At 73.3% G+C, this 15,148-nt stretch carries 12 protein-coding genes; 3 read left to right on the top strand and 9 right to left on the bottom strand.

Annotation, left to right across the window (positions count from 1 at the left end):
• Positions 1-146: 146 nt before the first annotated feature.
• Both OG780_RS25415 and OG780_RS25420 read right to left on the bottom strand, forming a co-directional pair.
• Entirely contained in the window at positions 147-950 is an 804-nt protein-coding gene (locus OG780_RS25415) for an ABC transporter ATP-binding protein (protein WP_443062329.1), read from the bottom strand.
• A 34-nt stretch (positions 951-984) separates the two neighbouring features.
• Positions 985-1,905, bottom strand: coding sequence for an ABC transporter permease (locus OG780_RS25420; protein ID WP_328451835.1), 921 nt, complete (start codon positions 1,903-1,905; stop codon positions 985-987).
• A gap of 159 nt (positions 1,906-2,064) precedes the next feature.
• Here OG780_RS25420 and OG780_RS25425 point away from each other — a divergent pair, with 159 nt between their 5' ends.
• Positions 2,065-2,733, top strand: a complete 669-nt coding sequence (locus OG780_RS25425) for a TetR/AcrR family transcriptional regulator (RefSeq protein ID WP_326787420.1) — start codon at positions 2,065-2,067, stop codon at positions 2,731-2,733.
• 242 nt (positions 2,734-2,975) lie between these two features.
• Here OG780_RS25425 and galE read toward each other — a convergent pair whose 3' ends face one another.
• The 3 genes from galE to OG780_RS25440 all read right to left on the bottom strand — a co-directional run bounded on the left by galE (position 2,976) and on the right by OG780_RS25440 (position 6,994).
• Positions 2,976-3,956, bottom strand: a complete 981-nt coding sequence (gene galE, locus OG780_RS25430) for a UDP-glucose 4-epimerase GalE (RefSeq protein ID WP_328451837.1) — start codon at positions 3,954-3,956, stop codon at positions 2,976-2,978.
• A 118-nt stretch (positions 3,957-4,074) separates the two neighbouring features.
• On the bottom strand, positions 4,075-5,670 hold the full coding sequence (locus OG780_RS25435) for a glycosyltransferase family 2 protein (RefSeq protein WP_328458374.1): 1,596 nt from the start codon (positions 5,668-5,670) through the stop codon (positions 4,075-4,077).
• A 55-nt stretch (positions 5,671-5,725) separates the two neighbouring features.
• Positions 5,726-6,994: a glycosyltransferase family 87 protein gene (locus tag OG780_RS25440; RefSeq protein WP_328451839.1), complete on the bottom strand. Its 1,269-nt coding sequence runs from the start codon at positions 6,992-6,994 to the stop codon at positions 5,726-5,728.
• 93 nt (positions 6,995-7,087) lie between these two features.
• Here OG780_RS25440 and OG780_RS25445 point away from each other — a divergent pair, with 93 nt between their 5' ends.
• Positions 7,088-8,749, top strand: coding sequence for a glycosyltransferase family 39 protein (locus OG780_RS25445; RefSeq protein ID WP_328451841.1), 1,662 nt, complete (start codon positions 7,088-7,090; stop codon positions 8,747-8,749).
• Here the strand turns inward: OG780_RS25445 and OG780_RS25450 are convergent.
• The gene (locus OG780_RS25450; RefSeq protein WP_328451843.1) at positions 8,643-9,140 is read right to left on the bottom strand and encodes a MarR family winged helix-turn-helix transcriptional regulator; all 498 of its coding nucleotides are present in this window, start codon (positions 9,138-9,140) and stop codon (positions 8,643-8,645) included. The genes OG780_RS25445 and OG780_RS25450 overlap by 107 nt on opposite strands.
• Before the next feature lie 125 nt (positions 9,141-9,265).
• On the opposite strand from OG780_RS25450, the gene OG780_RS25455 reads away from it, so the two are divergent.
• Positions 9,266-9,679 (top strand): organic hydroperoxide resistance protein, encoded by a 414-nt coding sequence (locus tag OG780_RS25455; RefSeq protein WP_328451845.1) that lies wholly within the window; start codon positions 9,266-9,268, stop codon positions 9,677-9,679.
• A gap of 33 nt (positions 9,680-9,712) precedes the next feature.
• On the opposite strand, the gene OG780_RS25460 is transcribed toward OG780_RS25455, so the two are convergent.
• The 3 genes from OG780_RS25460 to OG780_RS25470 form a co-directional block, all read right to left on the bottom strand.
• Positions 9,713-11,398 carry a hypothetical protein gene (locus OG780_RS25460; protein WP_328451847.1) on the bottom strand — a complete coding sequence of 562 codons (1,686 nt, stop codon included), beginning with the start codon at positions 11,396-11,398 and terminating at the stop codon, positions 9,713-9,715.
• 84 nt (positions 11,399-11,482) lie between these two features.
• The gene (locus tag OG780_RS25465; protein ID WP_328458376.1) at positions 11,483-12,739 is read right to left on the bottom strand and encodes a hypothetical protein; all 1,257 of its coding nucleotides are present in this window, start codon (positions 12,737-12,739) and stop codon (positions 11,483-11,485) included.
• Positions 12,740-12,936: 197 nt separating this feature from the next.
• The gene (locus tag OG780_RS25470) at positions 12,937-15,147 is read right to left on the bottom strand and encodes a bifunctional glycosyltransferase/CDP-glycerol:glycerophosphate glycerophosphotransferase (protein WP_328451849.1); all 2,211 of its coding nucleotides are present in this window, start codon (positions 15,145-15,147) and stop codon (positions 12,937-12,939) included.
• Between the last annotated feature and the right edge of the window lies 1 nt (position 15,148).

Consider the following 15,148-nt stretch of genomic DNA (forward strand, 5'->3'; position numbering starts at 1 on the left):
GGGGCGCCGAGTGTCCGCCGGGGCGGCGAGCGTTCCGGAGCGCCGAGCTCGCGGGGGTGCGTACGAGGACCGGGGCGGGGCCGTCGACGGCCCCGCCCCGGTCACCGCTCACGCGGCACGTGCGTACGCACCCTTGTTGCCGGTGCCTACTTGCCCGTGAACTTCTCGTACTCCTTGAGGACGTCCGCGGTCGGGCCGTCCATGCGCAGCTCGCCGCGCTCCAGCCACAGCACGCGGTCGCAGGTGTCGCGGATCGACTTGTTGTTGTGGCTGACCAGGAACACCGTGCCCGCGCTCTTGCGCAGCTCACGGATCCGCGCCTCGGACCGCTTCTGGAAGGAGCGGTCACCGGTCGCGAGGGCCTCGTCGATCATCAGCACGTCGTGGTCCTTGGCAGCCGCGATCGAGAAGCGCAGCCGGGCCGCCATGCCGGAGGAGTACGTCCGCATCGGCAGGGTGATGAAGTCGCCCTTCTCGTTGATGCCCGAGAAGTCGACGATCTCCTGGTAACGCTCCTTGACCTCATCACGGGACATGCCCATGGCGAGGCCGCCGAGGTAGACGTTCCGCTCGCCGGTGAGGTCGTTCATCAGGGCCGCGTTCACGCCGAGCAGCGAGGGCTGGCCGTCGGTGTAGATCTTGCCGTTCTCCACCGGGAGCAGGCCGGCGACCGCCTTGAGCAGCGTGGACTTGCCGGAGCCGTTGGTGCCGATCAGGCCGATGGCCTCGCCCCGGTAGGCGGTGAAGGAGACGCACTTGACCGCGTGCACCTTGCGGACGCCCGACGCCTTCTCGGATTTTTCGCGGCGCAGGATGCGGTTGAGCGCGGCGGTGGCGCTGCCCCGTCCGGCGCCGGTGCCGTTGACGCGGTACACGATGTCGACGCGGTCCGCGACGACGGTCGGGATGCGCTCGGCGTCGGCCGCGGGGGCGGCTGCGGCCGCGCTCACGGCGTCCTGCGGCTGGGTGTCCTGCGTGATGATGTCAGCCACGGCCGTACGTCTCCTCAGCCTTCCAGAAGTAGATGAAGCCGCCGATGCCGGCGGCCAGCGCCCAGCCCACCGCGAGCGCCCAGACATGGTGGGGCAGCTGGTGCGCGTGGAAGCTGTCGATCAGCGCGAAGCGCATCAGGTCGATGTAGACGGCCGCCGGGTTGCTCTCCAGCAGGACCATCGCCCAGTGCGGCAGACTGCTCTTGCTGAGCACCTTGTCGATGCTCCACATGACACCCGAGACGTACATCCAGGTGCGCAGCAGGAAGGGCATGAGCTGCGCGATGTCCGGCGTCTTGGCGCCCATCCGGGCCACGATCATCGCGACACCCGCGTTGAACATGAACTGGAGCACCAGCACGGGCACCGCGAGCAGCCACGAGACGCTCACCGGGACGCCGAAGCACAGCAGGATGACGACCAGCGCGGCCATTGAGAACAGCAGCTGCTGGAGCTGCTGGAGGGCGAACGACACCGGCAGCGCGGCGCGCGGGAAGTGCAGGGCGCGGACCAGGCCGAGGTTGCCGGAGATCGCCCGGGTGCCCGCCATGATCGAGCTCTGGGTGAAGGTCCAGACGAAGACGCCGGTGACCAGGAACGGGACGTAGTCCGGCACGCCGTGCTTGGTGCCGAGCAGAATGCCGAAGATGAAGTAGTAGACCGCCGCGTTCAGCAGCGGGGTCATCACCTGCCACACCTGGCCCAGCTTGGCCTGGCTGTACTGCGAGGTGAGCTTGGCGGTGGCGAAGGCGGTGATGAAGTGGCGCCGTGCCCACAACTGGCGGACGTACGCGGGCAGGCTCGGGCGCGCGCCGCTGACGGTGAGGCCGTACCGGGCGGCGAGGGCCGCGGCGTCGTCGGCGGGGGCGACCGGTGACGCTGCCGGGGGCGGTGTGTTGAGGACCTGGCTCACATCCGTTGCTTTCGCTCGGGGGGTGGGGGTGCGTTCGGCCCCGAAACCTTTCCGACGGGTTTTCCTGCCATTTTCTTACGTCGGAACGGGACCGTATCGTCGTAACGCGAGAGTAGGCCCAGTCGACGTCGGAACGCAACCGTATCGTCGTAACGCCCTATGCTGGTCCGTATGACGACGAACGCCGACACAGCCGCGAGTGCCGCCACGCCCGCGCCTGCCGACGGGAAGCCCCGGCGGCGCCGGGCTCCCGCCGGTGCGGCCGTCCTGCGCGAGGACGTCACCGAGGCGATCCGCGCCGCCGTCTTCGAGGAACTCGCCTCCGTCGGCTACGCCAGGATGTCCATCGAGGGCATCGCCCGCCGTGCGGGCGTCGGCAAGACCGCGGTGTACCGGCGCTGGCGCTCCAAGCTCCACCTCGTGCTCGACCTGGTCTCGGCGATCGCGGTCCAGGGGCTTCCCGCGCCGGACACGGGCTCTCTCGAGGGCGACCTGCGGCTGCTGTACGAGGTCACCTCGCGCGCCCTGCGGCACCCGGTGGCCGGCCAGATCATCCCCGACCTCCAGGCGGAGGCGGCCCGCAACCCCGAGATCGCGGACGCCATGCAGGCGGCGCTTCGGGAGGGCCAGCAGTCGGTGGCGAGCGGGATCGTCGCGTCGGCCGTCGCGAGGGGCGAGATCCGGGAGGGCGTCGACGTCGAACTCGCGCTGGACCTGATGTCGGGGCCGCTGTACTGGCGCGCGGTGGTCGTCCGCGGCCCCAAGGTTCCCAAGGGCTACCTGGCCAGCCTGGCCCGGGCCACGGCGGCGGCACTCAAGGCACTCTGACCCGGCGGCGCCCGGTCAGGCCTGCCGGGTCCGTTCCCCGGACCACCGGAGCGCGAGCTCCGTGAGCCCGGCCGCCCGCGGCACCCGTCCGAACAGGGCGACGCGATCAGTTCGTGGGGGATCGCCGTGCCCTCCCGGCGGCACGGTCGAAGGCGGCTGTCCCGGGGCGGTTGCCGAGGAGGCTGTCGGGAGGCGGAGTTCGGAGGGGGCTGGTGGCTGGTGGGGGAGTTCGGACAGGGGGACTAGATGCGGCTTGCGCTCGGGTGGTGGCGGAGCCAGCCCGACCAGGCCGAGGTGATCATGTCCTCTACGCCGTAGCGGGCCTTCCAGCCCAGTTCGTCGGCGATGCGGTCGGCGGAGGCGACGACGCGGGCCGGGTCGCCGGGGCGGCGCGGGGTGGTGACCGGGGGCCGGGCGTGGCCGGTGAGGGCGTTGATGCGGTCGATCATCTCGCGGACCGAGACACCCTCGCCGCGGCCGATGTTGAGGGTCAGGCCGGTGCCGGGGGAGGACCGGAGGGCGCGGGCCGCGGCCACATGCGCCTCGGCCAGGTCGACCACGTGGATGTAGTCGCGCACGCAGGTGCCGTCCGGCGTCGGGTAGTCGTCGCCGAAGACGCGCGGCGGGGCGTCGTCCGTCAGCTTCTCGAAGACCATGGGGACGAGGTTGAAGACCCCCACGTCGGCCAGCTCGGGGGTCGCCGCGCCGGCCACGTTGAAGTAGCGCAGACAGGCCGTGGACAGACCCGTCGCGCGGCCGGTCGCGCGCACCAGCCACTCGCCCGCCAGCTTCGTCTCGCCGTACGGGCTCAGCGGCGCGCACGGTGTCTCCTCCGTCACCAGGTCCACGTCCGGCATCCCGTACACCGCGGCCGAGGACGAGAAGACGAACGCGGTCACCGAGGCCGCGGTCACCGCCTCCAGCAGGACGCGCAGGCCCTCGACGTTCTCCCGGTAATAGTGCAGGGGAAGCTCCACGGACTCGCCGACCTGCTTCTTCGCCGCCAGGTGGACGACACCGGTGACGGAGTGCCCCGTGAGCGTCCGGGCCAGCAGGTCGCCGTCCAGGGTCGAGCCGACCACCAGCGGAACGTCCGACGGCACCCGCTCCGCGATCCCCGTGGACAGGTCGTCGTACACCACGGCCTGTTCGCCCGCCTCGCGCAGCGCGCGGACGACGTGCGCTCCGATGTAGCCGGCGCCGCCGGTGATCAGCCAGGTCATGTGAGGCCGTTCCCCTCGTGAGTGAGTCCGCGCTGCCGGACCGTGTGCCTGCGGCCGGGGAGAGGCGGTCCCGCGTGACGGTGTCGGCGTCCGCGCCTCGCGTCTCCGCGTCCGCGTATCAGTGAAGCAGGCGACGGAGCCTTCGGGACACCACTCCGGTCATTCCTCGCCAACCGGACGCCGTCCGCAGACCCAGTGCCCCCGCGTGCGTCCGGTACGGCTGCACGAGGAGAACACCGTGGTGAGCGTCCGCGACCGCGCGGCGGCGCAGCAGACCGGGGCCGCCGAGCGCGTGCGCCGACACCACCCGGCTCGTACCGTCGTGAAAGCGCACGGCCAGGCGCAGATCCCAGGTGCCCGCGCCCAGTGCCGACAGCTCCACGGGCGTCTCCGCGCACCAGGAGTCGCCGTGCCGGTCGGCCACCAGGGCCGCCGTGCCGCTCAGGCCCACCCGCCCCTCCTCCCGGTGGACGAACTCCAGGTCCACCGAGGCGGGACCGGCCGCGGCCATCCGCCCGTACAGCTCGTGCAGGCGCAGCCGCAGCCGGGTGCCCCGCGCGCGGGGGCGCAGTTCCGCGTCGACGGCGGCGGGCAGCAGGTGGGCGGGCCGGCCCAGGAAGTGCTCCAGGGTCACCTCGGGCAGGTCGGCGGACCACACGGGGGTGCCGTCGCCGTCGCGCGTGTAGGGCGGGAGCAGCCGGGCCGGGCGGGCCGCGAGTTCCCTCAGGCGGGGCAGGTCGCGCGGGGCGGGACAGGCGAGGATCACGCGGGCGACGAGGCGGCCGGGGGCGGCCGGATTGACGGTGAGGTCGGCCGCGTCGAACGTCGACAGGTACGTCCGCGTGAGGTCCCACCAGGCGCTGCGGTAGGCGGGAGCGCGCAGTTCCAGTTCGCGCGTGTACATCCGCAGCTCGTGGTCGAGGAACTTGGCGTGCACGGCCCGCGCGAGCTGCCTCTCCCCGGCGCTCAGGAGGATCTCGTGCGCCGCCCGGTTCGCCTCGGTCCGTGCCCGCCAGTTGCCGATGCCGGCGCGGTCGAGCGAGATGGACAGGCGCTCCGCGGTGCGCCGCACGTGCCAGATGTACACCGTGTCGGGGATCAGCGCGATGCGCGGCGCGGCGGCCAGCACCCGCGCGGTGAACACGAAGTCCTCGTAGGGGTAGCGGCCTTCGGGGAAGCGGATGCCGTGCTCGCGCAGGAAGCCGGTGCGGTACAGCTTGTTGACGCAGAGGGTGTCGTGGGCGAGGCGGAGGCGGCGCGAGGGACGGGATATCAGGGCGGGGCGTGCGTAGAGCGCGCGTTCCCAGGGGACCTCGCGGCCCGAGGGCAGTTCGCGGCGCACGCACAGTCCGGCCGCGACCTGGACGCGGTGTTCCTCGGCGGCGGCGAGCAGCGCGTCCACCGCGCCGGGAGGCAGGACGTCGTCGCTGTCCAGGAACATCAGGTACGGGGCCGTGGCCGCGTCGATGCCGTCGTTGCGGGGGCTGCCGCAGCCGCCGCTGTTGGCCGGCCGGTGGATCACCCGCAGGCGCGGTTCCCCCTCGGCGAGCGCGTCGAGGAGGGCGGGGCTGCCGTCCGTCGAGCGGTCGTCCACGGCGATCACCTCGCGCACGGCCGGACCCTGGGCGAGCGCCGAGCGCACGGCGTCCGCCACATGGGCGGCGTCGTCGTACCCGATGACGACGACGCAGACCTTCGCCTCGTGAGGGTTCATGTGATCCATGTGCCGGAATCGTAGGTATTGCGGGTAATTCTCCGTCAAGAGGCGGTCACTGTCTCGTTCGGAGCCCGGCGGGAATCCGGTGTGCGCCCCGCTCCCGCCCGGCCGGCGCGGCACGGTGCGGGGCGGCCGTGGGCAGGCCCGACCGCCACAGTCGTACGAACGACACTCCCGCCGCCGTGGCCAGCAGGCCGTTGCGTACGAGCATCAGCAGGCAGCCCGTCCAGGTGCTGTCCACCACGTCGCCGTACAGCCCCGGGTACACCACCGAACTGACCGCCGTCGCCGCCACGATCAGCGCGGCGACCGGGCGCTGTGTGGTGTGCCGCGAGGTCAGGCAGACGGCGGCGAGACCCAGCAGCCACACCATGTACTGAGGGCTGATCACCCGGCTCGTCACGGTGAACAGCAGGACGGCCGTGAGCGCCGCGTCGTACGGGGTGGCCGCCGTCCAGCGCCGCGCGCGGACCCGCCACAGCAGCACGAGCGCGAACGCGGCGACCGTCAGGGCGAGCGAGCAGGCCGCGACCGCGCCGGTGTACGGGCCGACGAACTCCATCGCGCCGTACTGGTAGCGGGCCGTCCCCGGCCAGCCGGCGTGGCGCGCGAAGCCCAGGACCGTGCCGCCGAGGGACTCGATCTGGACACCCCGGCCGCTCTGCTGGCGCAGGAAGTCGAAGGGGCCGCTGAAGACGGCCGCGAGGACGGCGAGCAGCGCGGCCGCGGTGACCGCCGCCGACGTCCACACCTCGCGGGTGGTGCGGCCCCGGGGGGTTCCGATCAGCGCCAGCGCGGGCCAGACCTTGACCAGCGCCCCCATCGCGGCGAACGCGCCGCACACACGCGGGCGGCGTGAGAGCGCCAGCAGGGAGACGACTGCGAAGGCCGTGACCTGCACGTCGTACCGGGCGAGCGGGATGTGCAGCAGGAGGGGCAGGCCCAGCACCCACAGCCAGGCGCCGCGCGAACTGCGGCCGGAGCGCAGCCCCGCGCGGGTGAGGACGACGGCGATCACGGCGTCGGCGGCGAGCGCGCAGGCCACGAACGCGGTGAAGTACGTCAGCCACGGCAGCAGTCCGGGCGCCAGCAGCACCGGGCCGGCGCCCGGCGGGTACTGCCACAGCCGGTCGCCCGCCGGGAACGCGCCCCGGGACAGCACGCCGTACCAGTGGAAGTACAGATGGCCCACCTCGCGGGACACCCCGCCCCTGCCGAGCGGGGCGAGCCGGTCGTGGGCGAGGAGCCACAGCATCAGGGCGCGGGTGGCGAGCCAGGCGGCGGCGAGGGCGGGCGGGCGGTGGTTCCGGATGGCGCTCATCAAGCCCGGATCGTAAGCCGCATGGATGGGTCATACCGTGCGATACGCCGTCAATACCGATCAAAGGTTGTTTAATAGCAAAAAATTGCCCCCATGGTGTATGCGTGGATGAGGCCGACGACGGCTCTGCGCCCGGTGGCCCGGCATCCGGTGGCCCGGTGGTGGGAGGCCGGGCGGTGGGAGGCCCGGCGTCGGGAGGCGGTGGCCGTGGTCCTGTCCGTCCTCGCGCCCGTCCTGGTCATGTTCGGGATCGGCCTGTGGGGACTCGACCGCGGCGGCATGTGGCGCGACGAGGCCGTGACGTTCCAGGTCGCGCAGCGCTCGGTGCCCCAGATCTGGCACCTGCTGCACACCGTGGACGCCGTGCACGGCCTGTACTACCTCCTCATGCACCCCGTCCTCGCCCCGCACCCCGGCGAGATCGCCCTGCGGCTGCCCTCCGTCTGCGGCGCCGCCGCGACCGCCGGGCTCGTGGCCGCACTAGGGGTCCGGCTGAGCCGTCCGCGCGTCGGCCTGTGGGCGGGCCTGCTGTACGCCGTCACCCCCATGACCGGCCACTTCGCCCAGGAGGGCCGCTCCTACGCGCTCGTCGCGGCCGGGGCGGCCGGAGCCACCCTGCTGCTGGTCCGGGCCGCCCGGTCCACCCGGCCCGGCCCCTGGGTCGCCTACGGGGCGACGGCCACCGCGACCTGCCTGCTGCACGAAATGGCCCTGCTCCTGCTCCTCGCCCACGCCACGACACTGGCGCTCGCCCGCGTACCGGCGCGGGTGTGGCGGGCCTGGGCCCTCGCCGCCGCGGCCACGGTCCTGGTGCTGGCACCCCTCCTCCTGGTCTCCCACGGCCAGTCCGCGCAGGTCGCCTGGCTGCCGCGCACCGGCCTCGCCAGCGCGAGACGGCTGCTCGGGCTGTTCACCGGACCGGCCCGGCTCGTGATCGTGCCGTACCTCGTCCTCGCCGCCCTCGCCTTCCGGCCCGAGCGGACCCCGCGCGGCACCCTCTCGCTCACGGCCGTCGCCCTGCCCCTGGCGGCCGTGCCCCCGGGCGTGCTGCTGACGGTGTCCCACTGGCGGCCGTTCTACGACGAGCGTTACGTCCTGTACGCCCTCGCCGGGGCCCCGCTGCTCGCGGCCGCCGGAGCCGACCACCTCGTGACGAGGCTGCCGCGGCTGCTGCCCCACGCGGTCCCCACCGGCGTCCTCGCCGTGACCCTCGTCCTCGCCGTCCAGCTCCCGCTGCTGCGCGCGGACCGCAGTCCCGACCGCCGCCCCGACAACCTGGCCGCCGTCTCCGCCGCCGCCGACCGCGAACTGCGCCCCGGCGACCCGGTGCTGTTCCTGCCGTCCCTCGCCCGGCGCGCGGCACTGGCGTACCCGAAGGGCTTCCGCGGGATCGACGACATCGCGCTGAGCGTCCCCGCGCCCGCCTCCGGAACCCTGTACGGGCGCGAGGCCGGCCCCGGTGAACTGCGCCGGAGGCTGGACCGGCTCGACCGGGTGTGGCTGGTCGCCGCGCCCTTCGCGACGCGCCGGGCCTGGTCCCCGGCCGAGGCGACCGAGCGCCTCAAGCTCGCCGTGGTCCACGAGCAGTTCGTGCCCCTGGAGCGGGTCGTCCGCAGAGGCGTGACGCTGCGCCTCTACGTGCGCCGGACTACGTACACCCCGGGGCCTGGGACAGGGCTGCCTCGTCCAGTGCCGCCGTCAGCCGGTCGAGCCGGGCCCGGAGCTCTCGGATCTCCTCCAGGTCCGCCCCGGTAGCGGCCGCGATCCGGCGCGGCACGTCCAGCGCGCGCTCCCGCAGCGCGGACCCCTCCTCGGTGAGCCGCACCCGCACGGACCGCTCGTCCCGCGCGCTGCGTTCCCGCCGTACGAGCCCGGCCGCCTCCAGCCGCTTCAGCAGCGGCGACAGGGTCCCCGAGTCGAGCCGCAGATGCTCGCCGACCTTCTTCACGGGCAGCTCGCCGTGCTCCCACAGCACCAGCATCACCAGGTACTGCGGGTAGGTGATCCCGAGGTCCCTCAGGAGGACGCGGTAGACGCCGCCGAAGGCGCGCGAGGCGGCGTTCAGCGAGAAGCAGATCTGCTCGTCGAGGCGGAGGAAGTCCGCCGTGGCGGGGGCCTCGGGGCTCGGGGCGGGTGTTGCGGTCATGCCCTCAGGATAGCTCTAGCGGGCAATTAAGTTGTGCACAACTGAATTGCGTGCTCTAATTCAGGTCGTGAGGCCGCCGGACCGGCGGCCCCCGCCAGGATTCCGACTTGAGAGGGATGGTCCCCATGGACGCGATCTACACCGCCGTCGCCACCGCCACCCACGGCCGCGAGGGCCGTGCCGTCAGCTCCGACGGCACGCTCGACCTCCAGCTGGGCATTCCGGTGGAGATGGGCGGCAGCGGCCAGGGGACCAACCCCGAGCAGCTGTTCGCCGCCGGGTACGCGGCCTGTTTCGCGAGCGCCCTCGGCCTGGTCGGCCGCGCCGCGAAGGTCGACGTCACGCAGGCCGCGGTGACCGGCGAGGTGGGCATCGGCAAGCAGGGCGAGGGCTTCGGCCTGGCCGTCACGCTCCGCGTCGAGCTGCCCGACACGGTGGACGAGGCGACCGGCCGCAAGCTGGTCGAGCAGGCCCACCAGGTCTGCCCCTACTCCAACGCCACCCGCGGCAACATCCCCGTCGAGCTCGTCATCGAGTAACCGGCGCCGAGCCGGCCGGTGCCGGACGGTTCGTCATCGAGCGGCACGGACCGCCGCACCGGCCTTCACCCCGGTACCCGCACCGCCCTTCGCGCCGGCTCCTGCACCGGCCGCCGCACCGGTGCGGGTGCCGGGCCCCGGGCCGATCCGGGCCAGCACCTCCCCCGTCTCCCGGCTCCACGCCACGACCGTCGCCTCCTCGGGCACCTGCCGCCAGCGCGTCAGCAGCAGCCAGCGGACGTGGTACCGGCGGGCTACGGCGGTGCGTTCGGCCCGGGTCGAGGACGGGTCGAGACAGGCGCGGACCGCCGCGAGCCTGCGCAGCCGCTCGCTCTCGGCGAGAGCGGGGTCGGGCCAGGCGGGGGCCGCGAGGTCCGGGCCGTAGCCCGCGAGCAGGTGGACCGAGTAGTACCCGTCCGCGATGACCGCCTCGCCGGGCCGGATGTGCCGCGCCGCCCAGTCGTACGTCGGCCAGCGCGGCGGCTGGTCGAAGCCGACCGGGTCGAGCGAGCGCGGCACCACCGCCCCCGCGTGCACGGTCAGGAACCCGGTCAGGGCGCCCGCGGCCGCGGCCCCGCCCAGCAGCCGCCGCCACGGCCCCCACGGGCGCGGCTCCGCCAGCTCCACCCCGAGCGCGAACTGGAGCGGCACCAGCGTGAGCCCGAGGATCCTGCCGTACGTGTAGTGCCCGCTCACCCAGCCGTACCCCACCGCCGCGCACTCCAGCGTGAACATCAGCACCAGCGGATCGCGCCACCCGTGCCCCCCGCCCCGCCGGACGCGCCGGGCCCGCAGCCACAGCGCGGGCACCCCGGTCAGGGCCAGCCAGAAGTGCCCGGGCATCCCCTCGTACAGCCGCTCGTGCATGGCGTCCACGCTGCGGTCCCCGGCCAGCGCGAAGACATCGAAGTACGGCCATCCGTACGCGACCAGGAGCGCCGTCGCGCCCGCGAGCAGCCACCGGCCCGCCACCGCCGGACGCCATCCGCGCTGCCCGCCCGCCACGAACGCCACCCCGCCCAGCACCGCCGCGACCGACGTGATCGGATGCACGAGCAGGATCAGTCCGTACAGGGCGCCGAGGGCCGCGTACCCCCACCGGCTCCTGAGATTGTTCGGGCCCACGAACCGGACCGGGCCTGCGGTGCCCGCAGCCCGTCGGCCCGTGAACGCCCAGGCCCAGAAGGCCAGCCCGATGGCGAACGTCGAGGGATAGCCCAGGTTGCCGGTCATCGACATCAGCCCGAGGTAGCCGCTCCACCAGGCCCGCTCCGTGCCCCACAGCAGCACCATCGCGAACAGGCACAGGACCGGCGCCGGGCGACGGGGCGTCAGCACGCGGGTGAAGCGGCCGATGCCGGTCAGCAGCACCAGCAGGTTGACGGGTCCCGACAGCCGCACCACCGCCCAGCCGCCGAGTCCGGTCAGCCGGGCGAAGACGCCCTGGGCCACCGCGTACGGCGAGTAGTACGGGCTGCCCGCGCCCGGCAGGTCCGCCATGGGATGCCGCGGGTGCAGCAGGTCCGCCCGCAGACGTTCGACGACCGCCGCGTGCTGGCCCGCGTCGCAGCACAACGGGATCCGCCAGTAGGCGAGCGTCATCACCAGCCAGAACAGACCGCCGCACACCTGGTACGGCGTCGGACGCCAGGAGCCCCGGCCACGCAGCGCGGTCGCGCCGCGGACGGCCTCCCGCCGCGTGACGACGTCGGCGCTCATCGGGCGGTGGGGGAGCAGGGATCGGCGGTTTCCGGCACCTGCCCTATATGCCCGCCCCGAACGGCGGCCTAGCCGGGAATCACCTCATCGGGCGACCTCGGACTCCCTGCGCGACGGCCCCGGAACCAGGCCCCCCGGCACCCGCGCGCCCGGCCGGACGACCGCGTCGAGAAGCAGCGGAAGGCCCACCGCGGGCAGCAGCCACAGCAGCACGATCAGCCGGTCGCCCCAGACGTTGATGTCGGGGTGCGCGGCCTGGTTGAGCACCCCGGTGCCCGCCGCCGCCAGCAGGAAGACGCCGAAGGCCCGATGCCTGCGCAGCGCCCCCCACCCGGCCGCCACCACGGCCGCGAGGAACAGCGGCTCCCACAACTGGCGGCGCGTCCACTCGATCCAGAAGGCTGCCTCCAGATGGAGGAACTCCGGCCACGGACGGACGCGGTCCGGACGTGCGTAATGCCCGGTGAGCAGATCCTGCACGCTCTCCGACTGGGACGGGTAGTGCAGCGCCTTCGCGAGCAGCACGGTGGCCAGCACGCCGCAGCCCGCCACCACGCCCAGGGTCCGCAGCGGCCCGTCCCACCGGCGCCGGCGCGCGAGCAGCACCACGCACGAGGCGCCCAGGCACAGCCCGAGGAACAGGGCCTGCGAGTGCTTCACCGTGAACAGGACCGCCAGGGAGCCGCCGGCCAGCCAGGTCCCGGCCCGCGCGCGGCCCTCCAGGACCAGCGCGCAGCCCCACAGGGCCGCGAGGGTCACGGCCATCATCAGGCCCTCGGTCATCGGGCGCATCGCCGTCGTACCGCACGGCAGGACGTAGTAGAGGGCCTGTCCGGTCAGGGCCGCGCCGGTGGAGGTGCGCAGGGTGCGCAGGAGGAGGAAGACGAGGACGCCCCCGGCCACCGTCACCGTCACGGCCGAGGCCCACAGGCCCCAGGTCACCCCCAGCACCGTGACGAAGGGAACCAGCAGCACCGGATACCCCGGCCGCGCCTCGAAGATCCGCATGAAGCGGGGCGGCATGAACGGCACGGCGTGTCCCGTCGTCCGCCCGGCCGCCAGCCGTGCGGACACGCCCCGCCACTGCTCGCGCCGGCACTCGGCGAGAACCCGACGGGTCGGGCTCGCGCGGTGGAAGCGCACCACGTCGACGGCCTGGTTGCGCCGGGCGACGGACGCCTTTCCCGCGCAGACGTAGTCGATCGTCAGCGCGGCGGCCTGCTGCTTGCTGTGGCCGCTCAGGTTCAGCGCGTACGTGAGGTAGTTCTTGGTGTCGGGGGTGTCCCGGTTGGTGACGTTGGCGAGCTGGAGGACGGCGAAGACGACGGCGATCAGGATCACCCGGGCACGGGCCGAACGCGGCGCGCGCAGGACCCGGGCCCGGAACCCCGGCGGGAGAACGCGGTTCCGGGCGAACCCGCCGGAGCCGCCCGGGGCGCCGACCGCCGTGCCGGTCACGGGGCCCCGAGCCGGGCTGTCCGCCGGAGCCGGCGTCGGGCTCTTCGCGGGGCCGTCCGAAGGGCCGGTCGTGGGGCCGGTCATGAGGTTGCGAGGACGTCGTGGCCTGCCTGGGCGGGCAGGGGTGCGATCGCCGGCGGTGGCACGAGCGGCTCGCCGAGCATCAGCGTCCGCACCACCCGCTCGGCGGCCCGGCCGTCGTCGAACTCGCAGAACCGCTCACGGAATCCGGCCCGCAGCCGCTCCGACTCCCCGTCCCGCCAGGCCCCCGACGCGAACAGCCACCCCAACTCCCGCTGTGAGTAAGCCACATGACCCGGAGCGTCGGCCGTGATGTCGAAATAGGTGCCCCGGCTCGCGGCGTACGCGCCCCAGTCGTCGGCGAGGAGCACGATCGGCCGGTCGAGGTTGGCGTAGTCGAACATGAGGGCCGAGTAGTCGGTCACCAGGGCGTCGGAGGCGAGTATCACGTCCTCGACGCACGGTTCGTCCGTCGCGTCGACCACGACACCGCGCCGGTGCAGTTCGGCCAGCCCCATCCCGCGCGCCGGACCCTCCGCGAGCGAGGGGTGCAGCCGTACGACCAGGGTGTGGTCCGCGCCGAGGTCGTCGGCGAACGCGGCCAGGTCCAGCCGCTCGGCATGCCCGCCGCGAACGTACTCGCGGCGCGTCGGCGCGTACAGCACCACCCGGTTCGCGGCCGGGATCCCGAGGCGCGCGCGGGCCGCCGCCCCGTCCTCGGGCCGGGCCCGCACCAGGACGTCGTTGCGGGGGCTGCCGCTGCGCAGCGAGGTGAAGTGGCAGGGGTAGGCGCGGTCCCAGACCACCTCCGAGTGCCGGTTGGCGACCAGGCTGTAGTCCCAGCGGTCGGCGCGGCGCAGCATCTGCGGCACGTCGATGCCGTGCCGCGCGCCCGGCTTGTGCAGCAGGTCCGCGGCCATGTACTTCAGCGGGGTTCCCTGATGGGTGTGGATGTGGACGCTTCCGGGGCGCTTGGCCAGCGAACCGGGCCAGTTGACGTTGTTCACGAAGTACGTGGCCCGCGCGGTGATCCGGCGGTAGCGCGGTGAGTCGAGCAGGACGTGCTCGGTGTCCGGCGGGAGCAGCGCCGCCTGCTCCTCGTCGCGCACCACCCACACCCCGCGCAGGTGCGGGGCGAGTTCGCGTGCCGCGGTGTACACCGCCGCGGGATCGCCGAGGACCCCCCGGTGCGAGAACGCCGAGTACACCGCCAGGTGCGGGTCCAGCGGCCGGTGTCCGTGCACCGCGGACCAGCCGCGCTTGACCCGCGCGGCGACGATCCGGCGGGCCTGCTGTCCGCGCCGGCCCAGTTCCCGGCCCGCGCGGTCCGTCTGGCGCCGCACCCGGTAGCGGGTGAAACCGCCTTCCAGTACGCGCAGTTCGGCCGGTACGGGACCGGCCTTGTGCTTGCGGAAGAGGGTGGCCGTCAGCCGGAAGAACTCGGCCTTGTCCTCCTGCGGCAGCCGGTCCTCCTTGGAGAGGATGTCGAGGCAGTGCTCGCCCATCTTGCGGTGCAGGAACGGGCGCCAGTGCGCGAGCTCCGGCCTGGAGCCGACGAACGCGAAGACCCGCTCGTACTGGTCGTGGATGTCGAAGTGCTTGCGGCTGGTGGTGGACAGGATGTTGCCCTGCCTCCGCTGGCGGTAGGCCAGACAGATCCGGTCCAGGGCCGCGATCCGTTCCGCGCTGAGCATCACCGGGAACGTCCAGGGCGTGTCCTCGTAGTACCCCGGCGGGAAGGCGAAGCCCTCCCGTCCGACGAACGCGCGGCGGTAGACCTTGTTCCACACCACCATCAACAGATCGAGGATCTCCGGGTGTTCGGCCGCGGTGAAGGTGCCGGGTCCGGCTTCCGCGAGGACCCGCGCGAGCACGTTCCTGCGGGTGCCGCCCCACCAGTAGGTGCGCGCGTAGTCGAAGACCAGCACATCCGGGTCGGCGGTCTCGTCCAGACGGTCGGCGACGGCGCGCAGCGCGCCCGGCGTGAGGGTGTCGTCGCTGTCGAGGAAGAAGAGGTAGTCGCCGCCGGCGAGCGGCATCCCGGCGTTGCGGGCGCGGCCCAGCCCCACGTTCTCCGGCAGGTGCAGCACCCGTACCCGGGGATCGCGCTCGGCGTACTCGTCGAGGATCGCGCCGCAGCCGTCCGGGGAACAGTCGTCGACGGCGATGACCTCCAGGTCCGTGTACGACTGCTCCAGGACCGAGTCGAGACACTCGCGCAGAAAGCCCTGCACCTTGAAGACGGGGACGATGACGCTGAAGCGGGGCACG

Source organism: Streptomyces sp. NBC_00386 (genome assembly GCF_036063235.1).
In the GTDB taxonomy this organism is placed as follows: domain Bacteria; phylum Actinomycetota; class Actinomycetes; order Streptomycetales; family Streptomycetaceae; genus Streptomyces.